The sequence below is a fragment of the Providencia sp. PROV209 genome (genome assembly GCF_028479485.1).
In the GTDB taxonomy this organism is placed as follows: domain Bacteria; phylum Pseudomonadota; class Gammaproteobacteria; order Enterobacterales; family Enterobacteriaceae; genus Providencia; species Providencia alcalifaciens.
This window is the reverse complement of the sequence record NZ_JAMPNR010000012.1, coordinates 220,095-241,636: the sequence shown is the minus strand read 5'-3', so window position 1 is coordinate 241,636 and position 21,542 is coordinate 220,095. Positions and strand designations below refer to the sequence as shown.

The window sequence follows — 21,542 nt, the reverse complement described above, 5'->3', positions numbered from 1 at the left end:
CATACGGAGTATTACATTTATAACTGAATCGATTGTGCCAAATAAATACAAGGGAAGTTGTGTGATAGAGCACAGTTCACAGCAATTCAATCGCGCAGCTTAATTCCACAAATAAAACAATTCCATTGCTAATTATTAACATGACCGACATAAAATAATACAAAAAAGAACTATTATTCAGAGTGTATCTTAAATAATAATAGGTTCCCGAGATTGTGAATTTTTTGTTTTTAGTTATCATGATATCAAGTTAGACAAAGCCCCTCTCAATGTAGGTCAACATTATATGCCAAGCTTGATTTTTTTTAGGTCGTTAGCATTTTCCACATCATTGATTTTTACATTGAGCGGTTGCTCAAGTATTATGACTCATGCAGGCCCTACCGATAGTTATTATCCTGGCACTAAAAATAGTATTGATATGTTGCAACATGAAGATACTGGCTGGGTTGTTAAACCGTTACTTATTATTGATTTACCGTTCACAGCTGTTGTAGATACATTATTAATCCCTATTGATTATATGCATTCCAGCGATTCTCAAACCGCTGAATCACCAAAAAAGCGCGTAGAACAACTTGATAAGCAACAAGAATCAAAAAAACATAATGAAAAGCCCATTATTGAATAGTATTTATTCGACACTCCAATTAGGAATATAATATTTCTGTTTCATTAATAACGTTGTTTTAATTTGGCTTAATATTTTATTCTTTCATTGAACGATTTATCATCTCCTTTAATCTATTCTATTTAATACCGCGATGATTAGTTTTAACCAATACTTTTCATTTCATATCGCACATTTCATTTAATGAAAGTTTTTGCCTTTTATTTTGCTGAAGAATAAAAAGATGAATCATTATCTCTTTATTCTTCATGAGTGTTAATTCAGAGTAAAATTAATTCGCCAACCCAGTCTCAACAATATAAATCTGTCTAAACCCATCAACATCACGCATAAATGCTACAAATTTATCATTTGGAGAAAACACAACCGCATCTGCAACTGGTGCGGCGTCTGTTCTTTGCGTCAACCTTTCGATGCTGCCCGTCGCCACATGGCAACGCACAATGCTGTTATCATGAACAAAACAGAGATACTCACCTGTATTATTCCAACTAAACGCAGACTGAATTGGGGAGTTTTCAAAGGTCACTTGAGTCAATACTCCGGTTGCGGTTCCCACGGTCCATAATTGTACAATGCCTTGATTATCATGCATTAAGCAGGCAATTAACTCTCCATTTGGTGATGAGCGTAGCCAATGTCTTGGCTGTTTCGCTAAACCCGGAAATTTTCTCTGATGTGTATAGGTTAAGCGCTTTTGTTGGACACCTTTAGGTGGTGCAGGCATGGAATTTCTAGTGCCTTGCAGGGGCTCATGACTTGGGATTTTGAATTTCTCTGGGTCTTCAGGTAAATCAACCAGATAGATTTCTGGAACAACCTCACCATTATGATGATGCGTATCCCCAATAAATGCTAAGGCTCGCCGTTGCCATTGACCTTCTTGATTCCTATACCCACATTGACCAATCCACCCTTCCTCATAGGCCCGACCAATTTCGTCACTATTTGGAGTGGGAGTCAGAGTCGTTTTTGTTACAACACAGCAAAAGAAATCACCACCGTACTCTCTCGTGTGCCCAATAGGCTCGACAGTCACTGCACCAATTGGTATAGCCACCGCCACATTACGTTGATCTAATTTAGGATCGAGTTCATGCATAACATGGTCGTTGTAGGTAAAACTGAGCCACTTTCCGTCTGGACTAAAAACATGTACATGAGTCCCTCCCCTTAACGCTCCTGCAATATAGGGTGGAGTAATACACATCGCATCGATGGGATGTGCATTTCCAAGCTGATTATCGTAGACATAGACACCTCGGCGGTGATGAAAATCATACTGCCAAGACTCATCTGGATGTTCAGGTCCTTGAATAAACGCATAACGAGGAGGATTTTCAGCACTCACTGTCACCACTCCGACGTGGGATCCGTGCTGGCTACGATAGATTTCGACTTTTTGCTGCGTCGTGACATGAATTTTTTCTATAGTTTGCCCAGTAAATGAACTGCCGCTTGGTCGGACATCATAAGCAAGCCATTCGCTATCTGGTGTCCAAACATTAATATTTGTAAGCTGATGACTACGCGCTTCATCGGTAATACGCTTTTCTTTATAAGGCATTTTACTGTTCAATCTGTTATCCTTTGACATCATTTAATACAGGCTATCGGATTACTTTAACTAATCAATTCTTAATGAGAGCAAAAAATCTCAGTCGAGAAGTTACACAAGTAATATTACCCTTAAACAATCACTATAGTATTGAATAAAACCATCATGTTATTAAGTGTTCTTTATATTATTGGTATTACTGCCGAAGCCATGACTGGCGCTTTAGCTGCTGGACGTCGTAAAATGGACGTCTTTGGCGTGATCATTATCGCATCTGCGACCGCTATCGGTGGCGGATCTGTTCGTGATATTTTGCTCGGACATTACCCTCTCGGTTGGGTTGCTCATCCTGAGTACATTATGACCGTGGCTGGTGCCGCCGTTGTTACGATCTGGATAGCCCCAATGATGAAACACCTTCGTCGACTCTTTTTAATACTCGATGCAATTGGCTTAATTGTTTTCTCAATTTTAGGTGCCCAAATTGCTCTCGATATGAATTATAGCCCTATCATTGCCGCTATTGCTGCGGTGGTAACTGGCGTATTCGGCGGCGTTCTTCGCGATATGCTATGCAATACCATCCCCCTAGTCTTCCAAAAAGAAGTTTATGCGGGTGTTTCTTTTGCCGCTGCATGGCTATACATTGGTTTGCTGTATACCCCGCTACCTAAAGATATCGTGGTGATTATCACTTTAGTCGCTGGTTTAAGCGCTCGGTTACTTGCCATCCGCTATCGCTTGGGGTTACCAATTTTCAATTACGAAAGCCAAGATTAATGCCCTCATTTTCTATCAGCCATTAGCGTTAACAACTAATGGCTGATGCCTAAATTCTGCAAAGTTTGTAATGCCTGTTTAATTTCGGGTGCTGCCAGCCACTGTTGTAGTGCTTGCTTCCTCGTCTCAGATACCGCCATCTTTTCTATCTGTTCTGGTTCATTCAATGTCGTAATTGCCGCTATTTTTTCTAATTGTTCAGCCTTTAGCGGAATACCCAATCCTTTCAACCAATTTGCCATTAGTTGATGTTGTGCTTGTTGAAGTTGTTCAAGAGCATTAGCGGTTTGTTGAGTTTTAGGTAATCTATTTTGCCAATCAGGTGATAACCATCCGAGTAACTCCGACAGCCCATATTTTTCTACCCACACCATCCATGTTTTTTCACCGACACCACGAATATTAAGTTGCTTACCCAACCAAGTGAGCCGAGCAACAAACTGAGAGGCACAATCTGTCGAATAAGATAAACAACTCAATGCATGAAAGTTTTCCAATGGTAATGTATTAAGGTATTGTCGCGGTTCCTGTCTCCATATGACTTTTTCCATTAATGGAGCACCGTGCCCAGATAGCGTCAGCTGAATTTTATCTCCCACTAACACATCTTTTTGTTTCCACGAATTGAGTGAACCTAAGCGTATTTTACTGACTTTTTTATCATCTATCCTGACTGGTTCAATGTTTGCAATGACATTCACTACTCCCGACCTTCCTACCCGAAAAGTTAAATCAACAACATCTGAAACAACACTTTTTAGTGGGTATTTCCAGGCAATACTCCAACTGTTTTGGTTTGCTCGCCAAGCTGATGATGACGGTGTCGGAAAACTTTTTAGAACAACACCGTCCGTCGCGAATGGCATTGAGATTGAATAGTAGTGATCACGCCACTGCGCGATAGATTGGCTCTCTACTATGGGGTGGCTATACCGTTGCGCCAAATCGAATCCTAGCATTGCTAGCTCACTAAGTTGCTGACTCATAGGCGTCGAGTTATCAGGCCAAGACCAAATAAACACACCAATATCATCCGTTACTTGTGCAGGCATATCTTTACGCATCAACCAACCCGCAACTTTACTCCTCGCATTTTGTCCCCCATCTATTTTTTGTACATGTTCATTAAGCTTCCAGAATAACTCTCCTTGTAAAACAATAGATTGCTTTATTGAAATTGTTTTTGGGATCCCCTGAATAAAATCCGCTTTTTCTCGCCAATTAAGTCCTTTGCTACCGTCACCTCGACTGATCATTGACACTAAGCGCCCATTCTCATAGTGCAAAGTCACCGCCACACCATCTACTTTGGGTTGCAACCATACTTCATGACGTGACTCTAGCCAGGGGGCTATTTCCTTAAATTTCATTTTTTTCAACCCTGTATGAGGAATGGGGTGCTTCACTAATCGTTCCGTATTAGGCTGTACTGGTTGTGGCAATCTATCAGGCAAATTTAGACAGCGCTGTCCACGTCGCCACTGAGCCAGAATCTGGTCATAAACTTCATCACTAACCTCACTTACTCCCTCTATTTGATATTGCCGATCCCACTCTTGTAGCTGCTCCCCTAGCCGTAATTGTTCCGCTCCCATTAATTTATCATCTAATGTGTGACATATTTTCTGGGAATCAACGAACTCTGTACCATAAGCTATTGATACTGCGTATTGAAGTAATAGGCAAAACCAACCAAATTTCCAGAACTTCCTGACTGAAAAATAGTACATAATATCCCTATCATATTTGTGTTAAATAAATTGCACTAAACTGCATAGCGCTGCGTTGCTATCGTATTCTGAGTGATTAAATCAAGGGACACAGTAAGTCATGCCGTTAATTGCATAACGTTTCGCAAAACAAATGGTATTTTCATTAAGTTAAATTTATTTTCTGGAAGGCGTTCACAGTTTTTCAATTACCAAAATTTTTTTATTCATAATTCATGGTTAATTGATATCGCTGCATGTTGTCTTAAGTACGTGTATACTATGTAGGGTTTATCGCTATCTTTTATGTCTAACCCTCAAATATTCAAGAAATCATCATGATACAAGGCACGTTATATATTCTCTCTGCGCCTAGCGGTGCAGGTAAGTCCAGTCTTATCCAAGCATTATTGAAGACACAACCGTTGTATGACACGCAAGTTTCTGTTTCTCATACAACTCGATCTGCACGTCCAGGTGAAGTTCATGGGGAACATTACTTCTTTGTTTCTGAAACCGAGTTTCTCCAGATGGTTGATAATAATGACTTTTTAGAGCATGCCTGTGTTTTCGGTAACTATTATGGCACCTCAAAACCTATTATTGAGGAAGTCCTAAATAGCGGAGTGGATGTATTTCTTGATATCGACTGGCAAGGTGCTCAGCAAATTCGTACGAAAATGCCTGAAGCACGGAGTATTTTTATACTACCTCCTTCAAAAGATGAGCTCTATCGTCGTCTTCGTGGTCGTGGGCAAGATAGTGATGAAGTCATTGAAAAGCGCATGTCGCAAGCTGTTGGTGAAATCGAGCACTACAATGAATACGATTACGTTATCGTAAACGACGATTTCAACACTGCACTGAGCGATTTACAGTCAATCATGCGTGCGGAGCGTTTGAAATTAAGCCGCCAAGTCCAGCGACATGGTGCTTTAATCAGCAAATTACTAGCAGACTGAGAATAGTTTCAGTATCATATCAGGTCATTTTTTTATTTCTTTGGAGTAGCACACTTATGGCACGCGTAACTGTTCAAGACGCAGTAGAAAAAATTGGTAACCGTTTTGACCTCGTACTGGTCGCAGCACGTAGAGCTCGTCAGTTACAAACTGGTGGTAAAGATCCTTTAGTTCCAGAAGAAAACGATAAGCATACTGTTATCGCGCTACGTGAAGTAGAAGAAGGTTTAATTAACGGTCACATTTTGGATGTGCGTGAACGCCAGGAACAGCAAGAGCAAGAAGCCGCTGAAATGCAGGCAGTTTCTGCGATCGCTGAAGGTCGTCGCTAATTACTAAGGTGGGTCTGCCTTGTATCTGTTTGAAAGCCTAAATCTCATAATTCAGCAATATCTCCCTAAGGAGCAAGTTGAGTTACTGAAAAAAGCCTATGTTGTCGCACGGGATGCCCATGAAGGACAAACCCGTTCCAGTGGTGAGCCTTATATTACTCACCCTGTTGCCGTTGCTTGTATTCTGGCTGAAATGCGTTTGGATCATGAAACACTGATGGCTGCGCTACTTCATGATGTGATTGAAGACACTCCAGCGACATTTCAAGACATCGAGCAATTGTTTGGAACCACCGTTGCAGGGCTTGTTGAAGGCGTTTCCAAACTGGATAAGCTGAATTTCCGCGACAAGAAAGAAGCTCAAGCAGAAAACTTCCGCAAAATGATCATGGCAATGGTTAAAGATATCCGTGTCATTTTGATCAAACTGGCAGACCGCACTCACAATATGCGCACGCTTGGGTCACTTAGACCCGATAAGCGTCGCCGCATAGCGCGTGAAACACTGGAAATATACAGTCCCCTCGCGCACCGTTTAGGTATCCACCATATTAAAACTGAGCTTGAAGAGCTAGGTTTTGAAGCGCTTTATCCAAACCGTTATCGAGTTATCAAGGAAGTGGTGAAATCCGCCCGAGGTAACCGCAAAGAAATGATCCAAAAAATCCTTTCGGAAATTGACGGTCGATTAACTGAAGCAGGTATACCTTGTACCGTCAGCGGTCGAGAAAAACATCTGTATTCTATTTATCGAAAAATGCATCAAAAAGAGCAGCGATTCCATTCGATTATGGATATCTATGCCTTTCGCGTCATCGTTGAAGACGTTGATACCTGTTACCGTGTTTTAGGTCAAATGCACAGTCTCTATAAACCTCGTCCGGGGCGTATTAAAGACTATATTGCCATTCCTAAAGCTAACGGTTACCAATCCCTACATACATCCTTAATCGGGCCTCACGGGGTTCCTGTTGAAGTACAAATTCGTACTGAAGACATGGATCAAATGGCAGAAATGGGTGTTGCTGCTCATTGGGCATACAAAGCACAAGGGGAGCAGGGAACCACAGCACAGGTAAAAGCACAGCGCTGGATGCAAAGCTTACTCGAACTCCAACAGAGTGCGGGGAGCTCATTTGAATTTATTGAAAGTGTAAAATCAGACCTGTTTCCTGACGAAATTTACGTTTTCACTCCTGAAGGTCGTATTGTCGAATTACCGACAGGCGCAACCCCTGTGGACTTTGCTTACGCTGTTCACACTGACATCGGTCATGCCTGCGTCGGTGCACGTGTTGATCGCCAACCTTACCCGCTTTCCCAACCACTCTCGAGTGGTCAAACAGTTGAAATTATTACTGCTCCGGGAGCTCGACCAAACGCTGCATGGTTAAACTTTGTCGTGAGCTCCAAAGCTCGTGCGAAAATCCGCCAACTGCTGAAAAATTTAAAACGCGAAGACTCTGTCAATTTAGGTCGTCGTCTACTCAATCATGCGTTAGGTGCAGGAACAAAAATCACCGATATTCCACGTGAAAGCATCGATGCTGAATTAGCACGCATGAAGCTGCACTCTGTTGATGACTTACTCGCTGAGATTGGTTTAGGTAATGCCATGAGCGTTGTGGTTGCACGCAACTTACAAAATAACCCTCAAAGTGCTCAACCAAATGCAGTTGAAGAGCCTGTTATTACAGAAAACCGTCATAAACTGTCTATCAAAGGTGCTGATGGTGTCTTGATCACCTTCGCAAAATGCTGTCGCCCGATCCCTGGGGACCCTATTATTGCGCATATTAGCCCAGGTAAAGGTTTGGTTATTCACCATGAGTCTTGCCGTAATATTCGCGGTTACCAAAAAGAACCCGATAAATTTATGGCTGTCGAGTGGGATACCGAGACAGATACTGATTTTATCGCTGAAATTAAAGTCGATATGATAAACCATCAAGGTGCATTGGCTAACTTGACCGCAGCTATCAATGACGCGAATTCAAGTATTCAAAGCATGAATACCGAAGAAAAAGATGGTCGTGTTTACTGTGCCTTTATTCGCTTATCAATTAAAAACCGAATTCAATTGGCAAACGTCATGCGTAAAATTCGTATTATGCCTGATGTACTTCGTGTCAGTCGAAATCGTAATTAATTGATATAATTAAAAAATACCAAAACATACTATGAATGAACGCCGCTATCGCCGCATTTGCCAAATGATGGCGATGCGGCAGCCCGACCTAACTCTCTGCCTCGAAGAGATCCATAAACCCCATAATGTTTCTGCCATTGTGCGCAGTGCTGATGCCGTGGGGATCCACAATATTCATGCTGTTTGGCCATGCCAACACGTTAAACTTTCCGTGTCTTCCGCTGCGGGAAGCAATAGCTGGGTAAAGGTCATCCCCCATCAATCCACTGAAAACGCAATTTCTCAAATAAAATCCCAAGGAATGCAGATTCTAGTCACTAACCTATCGGATAGTGCCGTTGATTTTCGCGAAATTGATTATACCCAACCAACCTGTATTATGGTGGGACAGGAAAAAACGGGGATCTCCGACAAAGCATTAGCCCTTGCAGATCAGCATATTATCATTCCTATGGTTGGAATGGTTCAGTCACTCAATGTCTCCGTCGCCTCTGCACTTATTTTGTATGAAGCCCAGCGCCAGCGCCAATTGGCAGGCATGTATGATCGCGAAAATAGTCTATTATCTGAGCAGGAACAACAAGAGTGGCTGTTTGAGGGGGGATATCCCGTACTCGCCGAAGTCGCAAAACGCAAAGGTCTTCCTCGCCCATATATTAACCAACAGGGTCAAATAGAAGCCGATGATATTTGGTGGGCACACATGCAGCTTTCTGAAAAAATGAAGAGAAAACAACTCAGCTAAGGAATCGACATGAACCGTGGTCTACTTAATACCATTTCACTGACTTCACTGCATGGCATTGGTGCCAGCCAGTCAGAAAAAATGCGTAAAATAGGTTTGAACACCGTTCAGGACCTGCTTCTACATTTTCCACTTCGTTATGAAGATCATACGCGTTTATACCACATTAAAGACCTCATGCCCGGCACCACCGCCACTATCACTGGCGAAGTTCTGCAAACCAAAGTGGTATTTGGTCGCAAACGTATGATGACCTGCCTGATAAGCGACGGTACAGGCAATTTAACTCTGCGTTTTTTCAACTTTTCTGCTGCGATGAAAAATAGCTTAGCAGAAGGTCGCCAAGTTACCGCTTATGGCGAAGTACGGCGCGGTAATACTGGACCTGAAATTATTCACCCTGAATATAAAGTGTCCCAAGAAGCGGATAATGTCACCCTTCAAGAAAACTTAACACCGGTTTACCCGACAACTGAAGGCGTTCGCCAAGCCACACTGCGCAAAGTGATGGATCAAGCGATCGCCATGTTAGACAGCAGTAACATTCAGGAACTCCTTCCTGAAGAATTTAGCCGTAGCTTAATTAGTTTACCTGACGCAATTCGGCTGCTGCACAACCCGCCGCCCGATGTCTCATTAGACGAGTTGGAAAAAGGTCATCATCCCGCTCAAAAGCGCTTGATCCTAGAAGAACTACTTGCTCACCATTTAAGCATGCTTGCGATTCGAGCAGGTAATGAACGACTCTATGCCGAGCCATTGATTTCCACTGGAAAATTGAAAGCACCGCTACTGGCAAATTTACCCTTTTCTCCAACCAATGCTCAAAAACGCGTTGTCGCGGAAATCGAAGCTGATTTACACAAAAATGCGCCGATGATGCGTTTAATCCAAGGCGATGTCGGTTCAGGAAAAACCTTGGTCGCTGCCTTAGCCGCAATTTGCGCCATTGAAAATGGCAAACAAGTGGCATTAATGGCACCGACTGAAATCCTCGCAGAGCAGCATGCGAGCACATTTAAACAATGGTTCGAGCCTTTAGGGGTTAAAGTTGGCTGGTTGGCTGGAAAACAGAAAGGTAAAGCCCGCCAGCAGCAGCAAGATGCTATTGCTAATGGCGAAGTTTCTATGGTGATTGGTACTCATGCAATCTTTCAAGAACACGTTAGCTTCCATTCATTAGGGTTAGTCATCATCGATGAGCAACATCGCTTTGGCGTTCACCAGCGGCTCGCGTTGCGTGAGAAAGGTGAACAACAAGGTTTCCATCCTCATCAATTAATTATGACCGCCACGCCAATCCCACGCACGCTAGCGATGACCGCCTATGCTGACCTAGATACATCAGTGATTGACGAACTTCCTCCGGGAAGAACACCAGTCACCACCGTCGCAATTCCTGATTCGCGACGTAGCGACATTGTCGAACGTGTTCGCCAAGCTTGTTTAGAGGAAGGACGACAAGCTTACTGGGTATGTACATTAATTGATGATTCTGAGGTACTTGAAGCCCAAGCAGCTCAAGCCACAAGTGAAGAACTCGCACTTGCATTACCTGAACTCAAAGTAGGTCTGGTACACGGTAGAATGAAGCCTACCGAAAAGCAGAGCATCATGGCGGCTTTTAAAAATAACGAAATTCAGTTGTTAGTTGCTACCACCGTAATCGAAGTCGGTGTCGATGTTCCTAATGCGAGTTTAATGATTATTGATAACCCAGAACGACTTGGGCTAGCGCAGTTGCACCAGTTACGAGGGCGAGTTGGTCGTGGTTCCGTTGCATCGCACTGTGTACTGCTTTATAAAACGCCACTCACCCATACTGCTAAGCAGCGCTTGCAGGTTTTACGTGACAGCAACGATGGCTTTGTGATTGCTCAAAAAGATTTGGAGATCCGCGGACCAGGAGAGCTATTAGGCACAAGACAGACGGGAAATGCTGACTTTAAAGTCGCTGATTTATTGCGCGATCAGTATATGTTGCCGGAAGTGCAACGTCTCGCACGCCACATACAACAAAACTACCCTGAACATGCTCAGAAGATTATTGAGCGCTGGCTTCCCGAACGCGAGCAATACAGTCACGCTTAAGCTCTTTTTATCTCACCGATTTTTTCGTCCACCTAAAATGAAAATTGCCGTGAACACATCCATGTCCACGGCAATACCTGCTTTATTTATACATTTAGTTATATATGTTTGTATTTACTTAAATACTTATTGCGTGTTAACCGCCAATTGTTGGAAAAACGGGTAACCACAAGTAGAACTTGATGACTAACGCATTCACAATATCGATAAAGAATGCACCAACCATTGGTACGACTAAGAATGCTAAGTGAGATGGACCAAATTTATCCGTCACGGCTTGCATGTTAGCGATAGCCGTTGGTGTTGCCCCTAAACCGAAGCCACAATGACCTGCTGCCAAAATCGCAGCATCATAGTTTTTGCCCATGACTCGGAAGGTAACAAAAATCGCATAACACGCCATCACACAAGCTTGAACGCCGAGAATAACTAACATTGGGATCGCCAAAGATGCCAGTTCCCACAGTTTTAAACTCATGAGAGCCATCGCTAAGAATAAGGATAGGCTAACGTTACCCATGACAGACACTGCGCGGTCAAATACTCGATAAAAACCAAGTAAAGACAAACTGTTACTTAAAATAACCCCGACAAACAAGACACATACAAATTTCGGCAGTGCAAATGCCGTACCTGCTAGTAACCCTGCAATCCAACTTCCTGCCAATAAACAGATAGCAATCAACGCAATAGTTTCAATCAGCACCATTGAGTTAATCATACGGTTGGATTGTGGTTTTTCAAATGCGGTAGGAACATCTTTGTCCTCATCCGCAGTACCCGGTGTTGGGATATTACGAATTAAGAAACGTGCAACAGGACCACCAATGAGTCCACCGAGTACTAAACCAAAAGTTGCACAGGCCATCGCAACTTCAGTTGCACTCTTGAAGCCGTAATCTTCCGTAAAGATTTTACCCCATGCAGCACCAGTACCATGACCACCCGATAAAGTGATTGAACCAGCTAATAGTCCCATCAGAGGGTCTAGACCTAATAATTTCGCGAGTGCGATACCGACTGTATTTTGAACCAGTAATAAACCGACGACGACAAAAATGAAGATTAACAATGCCTTACCACCAGCTTTTAAGCTAGCTAAGTTGGCATTCAAACCAATGGTTGCAAAGAATGCAAGCATCATCGGTTCTTGCAGTGATAAGTCGAAAGAAAGGCTCCAGTCAAAAACTTGCTTAACCACTAACAGGCTAAAAGCAACTAATAATCCCCCAGCTACGGGTTCAGGGATGGTGTACTTTTCTAGAAATGAAACCGATTTTACCAGTTTACGTCCGAGTAATAGCACTAGCGTGGCTGCGACCAGTGTGCCGTAGACATCGAGATGATACATTTACGTACCTCGTCTGTTGTTAATATTATTTAAAACTAATTAGACGTTATTTTTTTCCTTAAAACGCCAAAAGCAGGTGCAGGGATTAGAAAAAAAAATCGCGATAAATACAAGTTAAAACATATAAAAATGTGACGCTCTTAATTTAAAACCCAACTTAATTTTTTTGCGCAAACGATTGCTTTTTGTATTATTCTCTTTAAAATGCGCTTTTTGCTAGTGGAACTGGAACAATGAACGCAACGGCATCTGAAGAACAAAATGTTGAAAAAACAGTACAAAATCAAAGTGAACTGATCTACCGCCTTGAAGATAGACCTCCGCTTCCTCAGGCTCTATTTGCTGCAGGGCAACATCTATTAGCGATGTTTGTCGCCGTTATCACCCCTGCAATGCTGATTTGCCAAGCACTTGGGCTACCCGCTCACGATACCCAGCGCATTATTAGCATGTCATTGTTTGCTTCAGGAATTGCTTCATTAATTCAAATCCGTGCTTGGGGTCCTATAGGCTCTGGGTTACTGTCAATTCAAGGCACCAGTTTCAACTTTGTTGCACCATTGATTATGGGTGGTGTTGCACTTAAGCAAGGCGGAGCCGATATTCCGTCAATGATGGCAGCATTATTCGGCACTTTAATGGTCGCAGCGCTGACTGAAGTCATCTTATCTCGCTTTTTACACTTGGCTCGCCGAGTTATCACGCCGCTAGTTTCAGGTGTTGTCGTGATGATCATTGGTTTATCGTTAATTCAAGTCGGTTTAACCTCTATCGGTGGTGGTTACAGCGCACTGAGTAATAATACTTTCGGCTCCCCTGATAACCTGATTCTAGCCGGTATTGTTTTAGCCGTGATTATTTTGCTAACTCGTCAGAAAAATCCGTACCTACGTGTTGCTTCTTTAGTGATTGCGATGGCGGTAGGCTATCTTGCTGCATGGTGGATGGATATGCTGCCAACAGCACAAGCCAGTGATGCCAAGCAATCCCTGATAACGATTCCTGAACCTTTCTATTATGGTCTCTCTTTTGATTGGAACTTGCTGATCCCATTGATCTTGATTTTTATGGTGACTTCTTTAGAAACCATTGGTGATATCACGGCGACCTCTGATGTCTCAGAACAACCAGTGCGTGGTCCGCTGTATATGAAACGCATTAAAGGTGGAGTTTTGGCAAATGGTCTAAACTCCATGGTTTCTGCGGTGTTTAATACCTTTCCTAACTCCTGCTTTGGGCAAAATAATGGTGTGATCCAATTAACTGGGGTGGCTAGCCGTTATGTTGGTTACTTAGTCGCGCTAATGTTAGTGCTGCTGGGTCTATTTCCAGCAGTGGCAGGTTTTGTGCAACAAATTCCTGAGCCTGTTCTAGGTGGGGCTACAATTGTTATGTTCGGTACCATTGCGGCATCGGGTGTACGCATTGTTTCACGTGAGCCGCTTAATCGTCGCGCCATTATGATCATTGCGTTGTCGCTTGCCGTCGGCATGGGTGTTTCCCAGCAACCTTTAATTCTACAATTCGCACCTGATTGGCTGAAAACCCTGTTCTCATCCGGTATTGCTGCCGGTGGCTTAACTGCGATTGTACTGAACCTGATTTTCCCTCACGAAAAATAATCTCCCATACCGCCGCAAATGTTGAACACGTCGGCGGTTCTTCTGTATGCTATCCTTCAGTTGCCGATATATTAAACATATCGGCGATTTCTATTTCTATCTGATTGATAAGGGAGCAGACAAACGTGAAAGGGTTATTGAAGTTTATCGGTTATATTTTTCTGCTTCTTTTCATTGTGTTGCTCGCTGGCTATATTGCCTTACAAACCCGCTGGGGTGCCAGTTATGCAAGCCAGTTCCTGAGTAAATTTACACCTTATGATATTAAGGTCGGCATCATGGGGCACCAATTCTCTGAGCCGGGTAAATTTATTTTCCAAGACATTACCATTGCATCTCACAATAAAGACCTTGATCTTGATGCTCGGCAGATTGTTGTAGATATTAATTGGCGTCATCTTTTTAGTGGTGAAGCCATCCAACGTTTAACGATGACTCAAGGCAACTTATCTGTAAATTTTACCGATAAAACAACGCCACTACCGCTTTCAGCAAAAGTCCTGCAATTTGAAAATAGCCAAATCCAATTAACCCAAGGGACCAATACATTACAAGTCGCGGGTTTTACAGGTGGAATCACGCCATGGAAACCAACCGTTAAAAACCCGTTTGGTTATGGTGATTTTCGTTTTACTACCAACCAAATGATGGTTAATTCACTCCCCTTTAGAAATGTGGCAATAACTGGGAAATTACAGGAAAAAGTGACAGACTTTAGCCAAGTCAGTGGCTATCTCAATAATGGCTCGATAGCGGGCAAAGGCAAATGGTTTTCCGACGGTTCAATCACGATAGATAACCTTTCGATGAATAAAGTTGGCTGGCAAAATGACCTCACATTTGATGCCTTATTTGATGCCATAAACAGTCATCGAACAGTACAAATTAACCAGCTACAGCTCACCAATGTGGATATTCAGGGACGTGACTGGGCGCTTTCTGGATTGAGCAGCGAAATTGATCAAATTAGCCTTGTCAGAGGCAGTTGGAGCAGCCCCAAAAGCCATATTAATTTCAATGTCGAGCAATTGGTTATTCAGGACCAACAGGTTGATACGCTCATCGGTGAGCTGAGCATTGACGGTGATAACCTCAATATTGATAAGCTCTCAGGCTACTACAATAAAGGCATTTTTAATCTAAGTGCGATTTGGCAACGTAATGATAAATCACTGACCATCACTGAGGGAACACTCGCTGGGGTTCTGTATACTTTGCCAGATAATTGGCTCTCGTTCTTTGCTCAACCCGCGCCAGCGTGGTTATCCACATTCGCCATTGATAACTTCACCATCACGCAATCTTTGCTAATGAATATTCAACCCGAGTTTCCTTTTGAGTTTACGGCGCTCAGTGGCAATATTCGTTATGTTGACCTCATCAAGCAAAAACAGTGGGGAATTTGGCGGGGGCAAGCGACATTCAATGCTGATGCAGGGACCATCAATCAAGTGATGATCCGCCGTCCTCTTTTAGAAATAGCAGGAAGTAATGGGCGTACCGCCGCCAGCCTCAGTGGAAGCGTTGACCGTGGTATCGCAAAAATCGGTTTACTGGCACAGCAAGAGCCGAATAAAGTACCTTTTGAATTACGTGCATCAGGCACCAACATTGATTTAGGTAATTTGAATCAATGGGGCTGGTCAGGCTTTTCACCGCAGATGTGGGGGGATTTTGAGGCCTCATTACAAGGGGATTTACTCGCATCGCCCCTTGCATCGAGCTTAAATGGAAAATTAACCGCGGTCCCCCTTCAGGGAAGCCGTATTGTCCGTACTGTCGTTGATGGGTATGTCACCTCTAGCATGGCTTCCCAAGAGCAATCCACAGAGTCTCAAGCTACCCCAGCGGCTAACACCTATCCTGTTGATGGACACGTGCCGACTATTGTGACTCAGTAATCTCAATGAATAGATAATAAAAAAGCAGGTATATCCTATCAGATATCCTGCTTTTTATTTTTACATGGTTAAGTTAGGCGTTTTTATCTGTCTTCGATTCAGGTAATACCATGTATACACCACTAAACACTGCACCCACTTGGTTTTCTGCATTAGTAACATGCACTTCCAATTTGACTCGTGCTTTGCTACCTCGAGCTAAACGGTCAAGGTCGCCACTGAGATGAGAAAGATCCGCGACTGCCGTTGGGCGTCCGCTAACCGGTTTTGCATAGCGAATATTGGCATCCACCAGCACGATTTCTCCGCCTAGCTTATTTTCTTGTAATAATAACCAAATCATTCCCCAACCAGTTAATGTGGCAAGAGAAAACTGGCTACCTGCAAAAATGGTGTTATGAGGGTTTTGATTTCCGGCTTCCGGCATGGTCGTTACAAATCGCTTACCCGTATATTGCTCAATGCGCACGCCCATCTTTTCACTCAAGGGAATGTATTTGTGCCAAGCTTGCTGAAGTTCACCACACCAATCAGGGCGATGAAGAATTTGATCTAAGGTCTCAATTGGCTTAATCATTAAATAATGGCGAACTGGCGTTTTGAGCTCACCCATCGCTTCTCCGCGACTTTCAAAACCCATTTTTGCAAAGAACGGTACCGCCTCTTCTCGCACACTGGAAACAATGCGTTTGACGCCTTCACGCCTTGCAATGGTTTCAAGTGCCATGATAATGAGCTTGCCAAGACCTTTACCTTGCATAACGGGATTCACAGCAAGAAATCGGATAGCACCTTCGTTATCTGCATTAATATACAAGCGACCAATCGCTAAGATACGATTCTTTTCATCGACCACCATTTGGTGGTGAGCGGTTAGGTCATAACCGTCTTTTTCCGAGCCAAGGGGTTGTTTGAACGGCTCTCGCAGCATTGACCAACGAAATTGATAATATGCAGCGAATTCAAGTTCATCTTTCGGTGTCCGTAAATGGTACATCTCTCCCCCTCCCTTAAACGATTTTTCTATACTTGTAACCAGAAGGTGACTGGACCATCATTGGTCAAGTTCACTTGCATATCCGCAGCAAATTCACCGGTTTCAGTCGTGATACCTTGCGTACGGCTTTGCTCAACAAAGTATTGATATAATTGGTCAGCTTTTGTGGGTTCCGCTCCACCAGAGAAACTCGGGCGCATTCCTTTCTTCGTATCTGCTGCTAATGTAAATTGTGAAACTACGAGTAGACTTCCACCAGCTTGCTGAACATTGAGATTCATTTTGCCTTGTTCGTCGCTAAAAATACGATATCCAAGAACTTTCTCGCAAAGGCGTTTTGCTTTCTGCTCGTCATCGTCTTTTTCAACACCCAGCAGAACTAAAAGACCGGGGCCAATTTGTCCCACTGTTTTTTCATCAACAACTACACTCGCGTGAGTGACTCTTTGAATTAATGCAATCATGGGTACTCGATAAAAAAGAAGGAGTAACGTTATCGCTACTCCTTATTAAGAACGGGATTATTCGACTTCTGCACTAAAATCGTAAGTACGGAAATATTCAGGCACCGTATCTTTATTCAGAACATGGACACCTTTGATACCAAGCGCTTCTGCGGCTTTGACGTTTTCTTCAACATCATCAAAGAAAACGGCATCGGCGGCGTCAAATTCCTCAGATTCCAGAACATATTTGAAAATTTCTGGGTCTGGTTTACGCATCCCTAAATCTTGGGATAAATACAGGAAGTCAGAGGAAGCTGCAATTTCTGGGTAGTGTTCTGGCCAATAATCCAAGTGTAGGCGGTTGGTGTTAGATAACACAACAACACGGTGACCTTGCTCACGCAGACGTTCCATAATATCAATGACTTCTGGTCTTAGTGAGATGAAAATTGAGTGCCAGCCTTCTGCAAAATCTTCAAAGCTTAGAGTGATACCCATCTCTTCACAAAGCAGTTCAGCAAATTCGATATCTGAAATTTTGCCACACTCATGGAGCTGGAAGATATTGCCAAAAGTGAATCGCTTTTTGATTTCTGAACTTGGGGTTCCGCTCAGTTCAGACCATTTATCAAATACACGATTGAAGTCGATATCAATAATCACATTACCCATATCGAAGATATACAGCATACATTGCCCTCTTAGTTATTCATTAAATTTACTTTAATCATTATTGGGGCAACTGAACAGCCCTAAATGGTGATTATTAGGGTTATTTTTCAATTTATCGATTAAGCAAATTGGATTACGTTGCTGCTTATCAACGAATTTTATTCCGCAATATTACTGAGGCGCTCTTCTGCACGATTTTTATGCATAAAAAAAGCGCTGTATTTCTACAGCGCCTTTCTATTTAACTCAAAGACTAATGATTAGTCATCTTTAGAACGGCTTGCACGACGGCGATCGTTCTCAGTCAAGTGACGCTTACGCAGACGAATTGACAGTGGAGTTACTTCAACTAATTCATCATCATCGATAAACTCAAGAGCTTGTTCCAGAGTCATTTTGATCGGTGGTGACAGTGTTGTTGCTTCATCGGTACCTGACGCACGCATGTTAGTCAGTTTTTTACCGGTTAAGCAGTTAACAGTCAGGTCATTAGAACGTGAGTGAATACCAATGATTTGGCCTTCATACACTTCAGCTCCGTGACCTAAGAATAACTTACCACGATCTTGCAAGCTGTACAGTGCGTATGCAACTGCTTTACCTTGACCGTTAGAGATCAGAACACCGTTTTGACGACCACCGATTTCGCCTGGGCGAACATCGTCATAATGGCTGAATGTAGAGTACAGTAAGCCAGTACCTGAAGTCATTGTCATAAATTCAGTACGGAAGCCAATCAGGCCACGGCTAGGAATGATGTAGTCTAAACGTACACGACCTTTACCGTCTGGCATCATGTCACGCAGGTCACCTTTACGCTCACCTAACGCTTTCATCACGTCGCCTTGGTTTTGTTCTTCAACATCCAAAGTCACTTGTTCGAATGGCTCTTGTTTACGACCATCAATTTCACGAATGATAACTTTTGGACGAGAAACGGCTAATTCGAAGCCTTCACGACGCATGTTTTCAATCAGAACAGATAAGTGCAGCTCACCACGACCAGAAACGCGGAATGCGTCTGGATCTTGAGTTTCTTCAACACGCAGTGCAACGTTATGAACCAGTTCTTTATTCAGACGGTCAAGAATTTGTCGTGAAGTCACGAACTTACCTTCTTTACCACAGAATGGAGAGGTGTTAACACAATAGAACATGCTAACAGTCGGCTCATCAACCGCCAACGCAGGCAGTGCTTCAACGTTGCCCACTTGGCAGATAGTATCAGAGATGTTCAGTTCACCTAAACCAGTCAGAGCAACAATGTCACCCGCTTCTGCTTGTTGTGAATCAATACGCTCTAAACCTAAGTGAGTCAGAACTTTACCAATTTTACCGTTGCGAGTTTTACCTTCGCTATCGATAACAGTCACTTGTTGGTTAGGTTTAACAATACCGCGTTTGATGCGACCGATACCGATAACACCTAAGTAGCTGTTGTAATCTAACTGAGAAACTTGCATCTGGAATGGACCTTCCAGATCAACTTTTGGTGGCTCAACGTGTTCCACGATAGCTTCGTACAGTGGAGTCATGTCTTCTGCCATATCTGTATGGTCAAGACCTGCGATACCGTTTAATGCAGATGCATAAACGATAGGGAAATCTAATTGCTCATCCGTTGCACCTAAGTTCACGAATAAGTCGAATACTTGGTCAACAACCCAATCAGGACGTGCGCCTGGGCGGTCAACTTTGTTGATAACAACAATTGGACGTAAACCGTGGTCGAACGCTTTTTGCGTTACGAAGCGAGTTTGCGGCATCGGACCGTCCATCGCATCAACAACCAGCAGAACGCAGTCAACCATAGACATAACACGTTCAACTTCACCACCAAAATCGGCGTGACCTGGGGTGTCTACGATATTGATGTGATAACCATTCCATTGGATAGCGGTGTTTTTAGCAAGGATTGTAATACCACGCTCTTTCTCCAAGTCATTGGAGTCCATAACACGCTCATCAACAGTTTCACGTTCACCGAAAGTACCGGACTGTTGCAGTAATTTACCAACCAGTGTTGTCTTGCCATGGTCAACGTGAGCGATGATGGCGATGTTTCTTAAGTTTTGAATTGACAAGGATTTTTACCGTTTCATTGACAGGAAAGGAATATGCTTATTGAGTCGTTATATAGCTCAAAGCATACTTTCTACTTTAATTTGCTGTTATTTTACACGTTTTTCCACACAAGTGGAATAAATGTGAAAGCCATCACTATTAAAAAAGTTTTTAGCTAAAAAACATTCAGTTGCGTCGTCGTGCAAAAATGCTTAAAAAAATAGCAATTATCAGCACTAGGAAATCACAAAGTGGCAGGATAATACGCTAAAAAGGAAATATTAGCAGCCGAAAAAAAGAATAAAAAATAAACTTTCTTCGCCTATCACTATTTTAAATGCATTTTTTATTATTCCGATATATCTAATTTGACAGTTTAGATATATCGGAATAAAGTGAACCTATCAAATAATTTAGATATATCGAAATAATAACAGAGGTTCCTATGAGAATACATCAATGCCGTCATGTTTATTCCTCACATCATGATGAACATCAACGAGGACACGGTGGCTGCTGCCACAATGAAGAGCGCCAAGAACATCATCATGGTCATGACCATAGTGAATGTTGCCATGGTGAAGGTCGTCGCGGTCATGAACGCGGTGAAGGCTGCCATGGTGAAGGTCGTCATGGTCGTGGACGCGGTGAAGGCTGCCATGGTGAAGGTCGTCATGGTCGTGGACGCGGTGAAGGCTGTCATGGTGAAGGTCGTCACAGTCATGGACGCGGTGAAGGCTGCCACGGCGAAGGTCGTCACGGTCGTGGACGCGGTAAAGGCTTACGTCGCCTGTTTGACCACGGGGATCTGCATATTATGGTGCTCTCTTTAGTGGCAAAAAAACCTAGCTATGGCTATGAAATCATTAAAGACATCCAAGAAGCATCCAATGGCTTATATGTACCAAGCCCGGGCGTCATTTATCCAACATTAACGCTATTAGAAGAACAAGGCTTTTTGGAATCACAGATTGTGGAACGTAATCGCAAAAGTTTCTCTATTACACCTGAAGGGGCTGAACATCTCGCTCAGAATAAGGAAACTGAAACGGTTATCGCCCGTAAATTAGCCAAAGCACGTGAACTACAGCAAGGCAGTAATTTATCGGAAGATATCGAAATGGCAGTTAGCCGCTTTAAAGCCTTATTGCGCCACAAAATGGTACTCAAGCAACTAAATGAAGAACAAACTCACCAAATTGCCACTATCATTAATGATGCCGTCAAACAGATTGAAGAAGTTAATGCGATCTTAACTGACAGTAATGACGAGTAGCTCTGAACTTTATATTGTTACCACAATCCGCCGCGTTGTGCCTATTAATGGCGCTGCGCGGTGCGTGTTTTAACACCCACTGCCAAAATGCACCTAATTGGTGCAAAAAATCTTTTACTTGCACCAATGCAGCGCAATGATAGACTATTTTTTAGCCTCAACGTTGCCATCCTTTCGTCATAATCCACTTTTACTATGATTTCAAAAGTTGGCACGCTTTTCGCTTATACCATCCATAGAGAGCTTGCGATGTTGT

At 43.0% G+C, this 21,542-nt stretch carries 17 protein-coding genes; 10 read left to right on the top strand and 7 right to left on the bottom strand.

Annotated features, from left to right (window positions below; translation table 11 throughout):
* Window positions 1-286: 286 nt before the first annotated feature.
* Complete coding sequence (locus tag PR795_RS09500) at window positions 287-631, top strand: YceK/YidQ family lipoprotein (protein ID WP_036959671.1); 345 nt, start codon at window positions 287-289, stop codon at window positions 629-631.
* A 271-nt stretch (window positions 632-902) separates the two neighbouring features.
* Here PR795_RS09500 and PR795_RS09495 read toward each other — a convergent pair whose 3' ends face one another.
* Window positions 903-2,231, bottom strand: coding sequence for a DUF3748 domain-containing protein (locus tag PR795_RS09495; RefSeq protein WP_006659594.1), 1,329 nt, complete (start codon window positions 2,229-2,231; stop codon window positions 903-905).
* A gap of 123 nt (window positions 2,232-2,354) precedes the next feature.
* Here PR795_RS09495 and PR795_RS09490 point away from each other — a divergent pair, with 123 nt between their 5' ends.
* Entirely contained in the window at window positions 2,355-2,969 is a 615-nt protein-coding gene (locus tag PR795_RS09490) for a trimeric intracellular cation channel family protein (protein ID WP_006659595.1), read from the top strand.
* A 35-nt stretch (window positions 2,970-3,004) separates the two neighbouring features.
* Here PR795_RS09490 and ligB read toward each other — a convergent pair whose 3' ends face one another.
* On the bottom strand, window positions 3,005-4,699 hold the full coding sequence (ligB, locus tag PR795_RS09485; RefSeq protein ID WP_181480498.1) for an NAD-dependent DNA ligase LigB: 1,695 nt from the start codon (window positions 4,697-4,699) through the stop codon (window positions 3,005-3,007).
* 317 nt (window positions 4,700-5,016) lie between these two features.
* On the opposite strand from ligB, the gene gmk reads away from it, so the two are divergent.
* The 5 genes from gmk to recG are packed head-to-tail and all read left to right on the top strand — an operon-like array spanning window position 5,017 to window position 10,957.
* Window positions 5,017-5,640, top strand: a complete 624-nt coding sequence (gene gmk / locus PR795_RS09480; protein WP_181480497.1) for a guanylate kinase — start codon at window positions 5,017-5,019, stop codon at window positions 5,638-5,640.
* 56 nt (window positions 5,641-5,696) lie between these two features.
* Complete coding sequence (gene rpoZ / locus PR795_RS09475; RefSeq protein ID WP_006659598.1) at window positions 5,697-5,972, top strand: DNA-directed RNA polymerase subunit omega; 276 nt, start codon at window positions 5,697-5,699, stop codon at window positions 5,970-5,972.
* A 19-nt stretch (window positions 5,973-5,991) separates the two neighbouring features.
* Window positions 5,992-8,121, top strand: a complete 2,130-nt coding sequence (gene spoT / locus PR795_RS09470; RefSeq protein ID WP_006663061.1) for a bifunctional GTP diphosphokinase/guanosine-3',5'-bis pyrophosphate 3'-pyrophosphohydrolase — start codon at window positions 5,992-5,994, stop codon at window positions 8,119-8,121.
* Between the two features lie 31 nt (window positions 8,122-8,152).
* Window positions 8,153-8,866 (top strand): tRNA (guanosine(18)-2'-O)-methyltransferase TrmH, encoded by a 714-nt coding sequence (gene trmH, locus PR795_RS09465; protein ID WP_181480496.1) that lies wholly within the window; start codon window positions 8,153-8,155, stop codon window positions 8,864-8,866.
* A gap of 9 nt (window positions 8,867-8,875) precedes the next feature.
* Complete coding sequence (gene recG / locus PR795_RS09460; RefSeq protein ID WP_006663063.1) at window positions 8,876-10,957, top strand: ATP-dependent DNA helicase RecG; 2,082 nt, start codon at window positions 8,876-8,878, stop codon at window positions 10,955-10,957.
* 136 nt (window positions 10,958-11,093) lie between these two features.
* Here recG and gltS read toward each other — a convergent pair whose 3' ends face one another.
* Window positions 11,094-12,308: a sodium/glutamate symporter gene (gltS, locus tag PR795_RS09455; RefSeq protein ID WP_006659602.1), complete on the bottom strand. Its 1,215-nt coding sequence runs from the start codon at window positions 12,306-12,308 to the stop codon at window positions 11,094-11,096.
* A 233-nt stretch (window positions 12,309-12,541) separates the two neighbouring features.
* Between gltS and PR795_RS09450 the strand changes: the two genes are divergently transcribed.
* Together PR795_RS09450 and PR795_RS09445 are read left to right on the top strand one after the other, a co-directional pair.
* Window positions 12,542-13,930: a uracil-xanthine permease family protein gene (locus tag PR795_RS09450; protein ID WP_006659603.1), complete on the top strand. Its 1,389-nt coding sequence runs from the start codon at window positions 12,542-12,544 to the stop codon at window positions 13,928-13,930.
* Between the two features lie 125 nt (window positions 13,931-14,055).
* A complete protein-coding gene (locus PR795_RS09445) occupies window positions 14,056-15,831 on the top strand; it encodes an AsmA family protein (protein ID WP_272516818.1) in 1,776 nt (591 codons plus the stop codon).
* Between the two features lie 73 nt (window positions 15,832-15,904).
* On the opposite strand, the gene fabY is transcribed toward PR795_RS09445, so the two are convergent.
* From fabY to typA, 4 genes are all read right to left on the bottom strand, one after another.
* Window positions 15,905-16,828 carry a fatty acid biosynthesis protein FabY gene (fabY, locus tag PR795_RS09440; RefSeq protein ID WP_006663066.1) on the bottom strand — a complete coding sequence of 308 codons (924 nt, stop codon included), beginning with the start codon at window positions 16,826-16,828 and terminating at the stop codon, window positions 15,905-15,907.
* Window positions 16,829-16,854: 26 nt separating this feature from the next.
* A complete protein-coding gene (dtd, locus tag PR795_RS09435) occupies window positions 16,855-17,292 on the bottom strand; it encodes a D-aminoacyl-tRNA deacylase (protein WP_006659606.1) in 438 nt (145 codons plus the stop codon).
* 57 nt (window positions 17,293-17,349) lie between these two features.
* A complete protein-coding gene (gene yihX, locus PR795_RS09430; protein ID WP_006659607.1) occupies window positions 17,350-17,964 on the bottom strand; it encodes a glucose-1-phosphatase in 615 nt (204 codons plus the stop codon).
* Window positions 17,965-18,206: 242 nt separating this feature from the next.
* Window positions 18,207-20,030 (bottom strand): ribosome-dependent GTPase TypA, encoded by a 1,824-nt coding sequence (typA, locus tag PR795_RS09425; protein ID WP_181480493.1) that lies wholly within the window; start codon window positions 20,028-20,030, stop codon window positions 18,207-18,209.
* 425 nt (window positions 20,031-20,455) lie between these two features.
* Here typA and PR795_RS09420 point away from each other — a divergent pair, with 425 nt between their 5' ends.
* Complete coding sequence (locus tag PR795_RS09420; RefSeq protein ID WP_230082135.1) at window positions 20,456-21,286, top strand: helix-turn-helix transcriptional regulator; 831 nt, start codon at window positions 20,456-20,458, stop codon at window positions 21,284-21,286.
* The last annotated feature ends 256 nt before the right edge of the window (window positions 21,287-21,542 follow it).

What these genes read in the sequence shown, in the direction of transcription:
- PR795_RS09500 (WP_036959671.1), top strand. Translation starts at nt 287, where the DNA reads ATGCCAAGCTTGATTTTTTTTAGGTCGTTAGCATTTTCCACATCATTG.
- PR795_RS09495 (WP_006659594.1), bottom strand. Translation starts at nt 2,231, where the DNA reads ATGATGTCAAAGGATAACAGATTGAACAGTAAAATGCCTTATAAAGAA.
- PR795_RS09490 (WP_006659595.1), top strand. Translation starts at nt 2,355, where the DNA reads ATGTTATTAAGTGTTCTTTATATTATTGGTATTACTGCCGAAGCCATG.
- ligB (WP_181480498.1), bottom strand. Translation starts at nt 4,699, where the DNA reads ATGTACTATTTTTCAGTCAGGAAGTTCTGGAAATTTGGTTGGTTTTGC.
- gmk (WP_181480497.1), top strand. Translation starts at nt 5,017, where the DNA reads ATGATACAAGGCACGTTATATATTCTCTCTGCGCCTAGCGGTGCAGGT.
- rpoZ (WP_006659598.1), top strand. Translation starts at nt 5,697, where the DNA reads ATGGCACGCGTAACTGTTCAAGACGCAGTAGAAAAAATTGGTAACCGT.
- trmH (WP_181480496.1), top strand. Translation starts at nt 8,153, where the DNA reads ATGAATGAACGCCGCTATCGCCGCATTTGCCAAATGATGGCGATGCGG.
- recG (WP_006663063.1), top strand. Translation starts at nt 8,876, where the DNA reads ATGAACCGTGGTCTACTTAATACCATTTCACTGACTTCACTGCATGGC.
- gltS (WP_006659602.1), bottom strand. Translation starts at nt 12,308, where the DNA reads ATGTATCATCTCGATGTCTACGGCACACTGGTCGCAGCCACGCTAGTG.
- PR795_RS09450 (WP_006659603.1), top strand. Translation starts at nt 12,542, where the DNA reads ATGAACGCAACGGCATCTGAAGAACAAAATGTTGAAAAAACAGTACAA.
- fabY (WP_006663066.1), bottom strand. Translation starts at nt 16,828, where the DNA reads ATGTACCATTTACGGACACCGAAAGATGAACTTGAATTCGCTGCATAT.
- dtd (WP_006659606.1), bottom strand. Translation starts at nt 17,292, where the DNA reads ATGATTGCATTAATTCAAAGAGTCACTCACGCGAGTGTAGTTGTTGAT.
- yihX (WP_006659607.1), bottom strand. Translation starts at nt 17,964, where the DNA reads ATGCTGTATATCTTCGATATGGGTAATGTGATTATTGATATCGACTTC.
- PR795_RS09420 (WP_230082135.1), top strand. Translation starts at nt 20,456, where the DNA reads ATGAGAATACATCAATGCCGTCATGTTTATTCCTCACATCATGATGAA.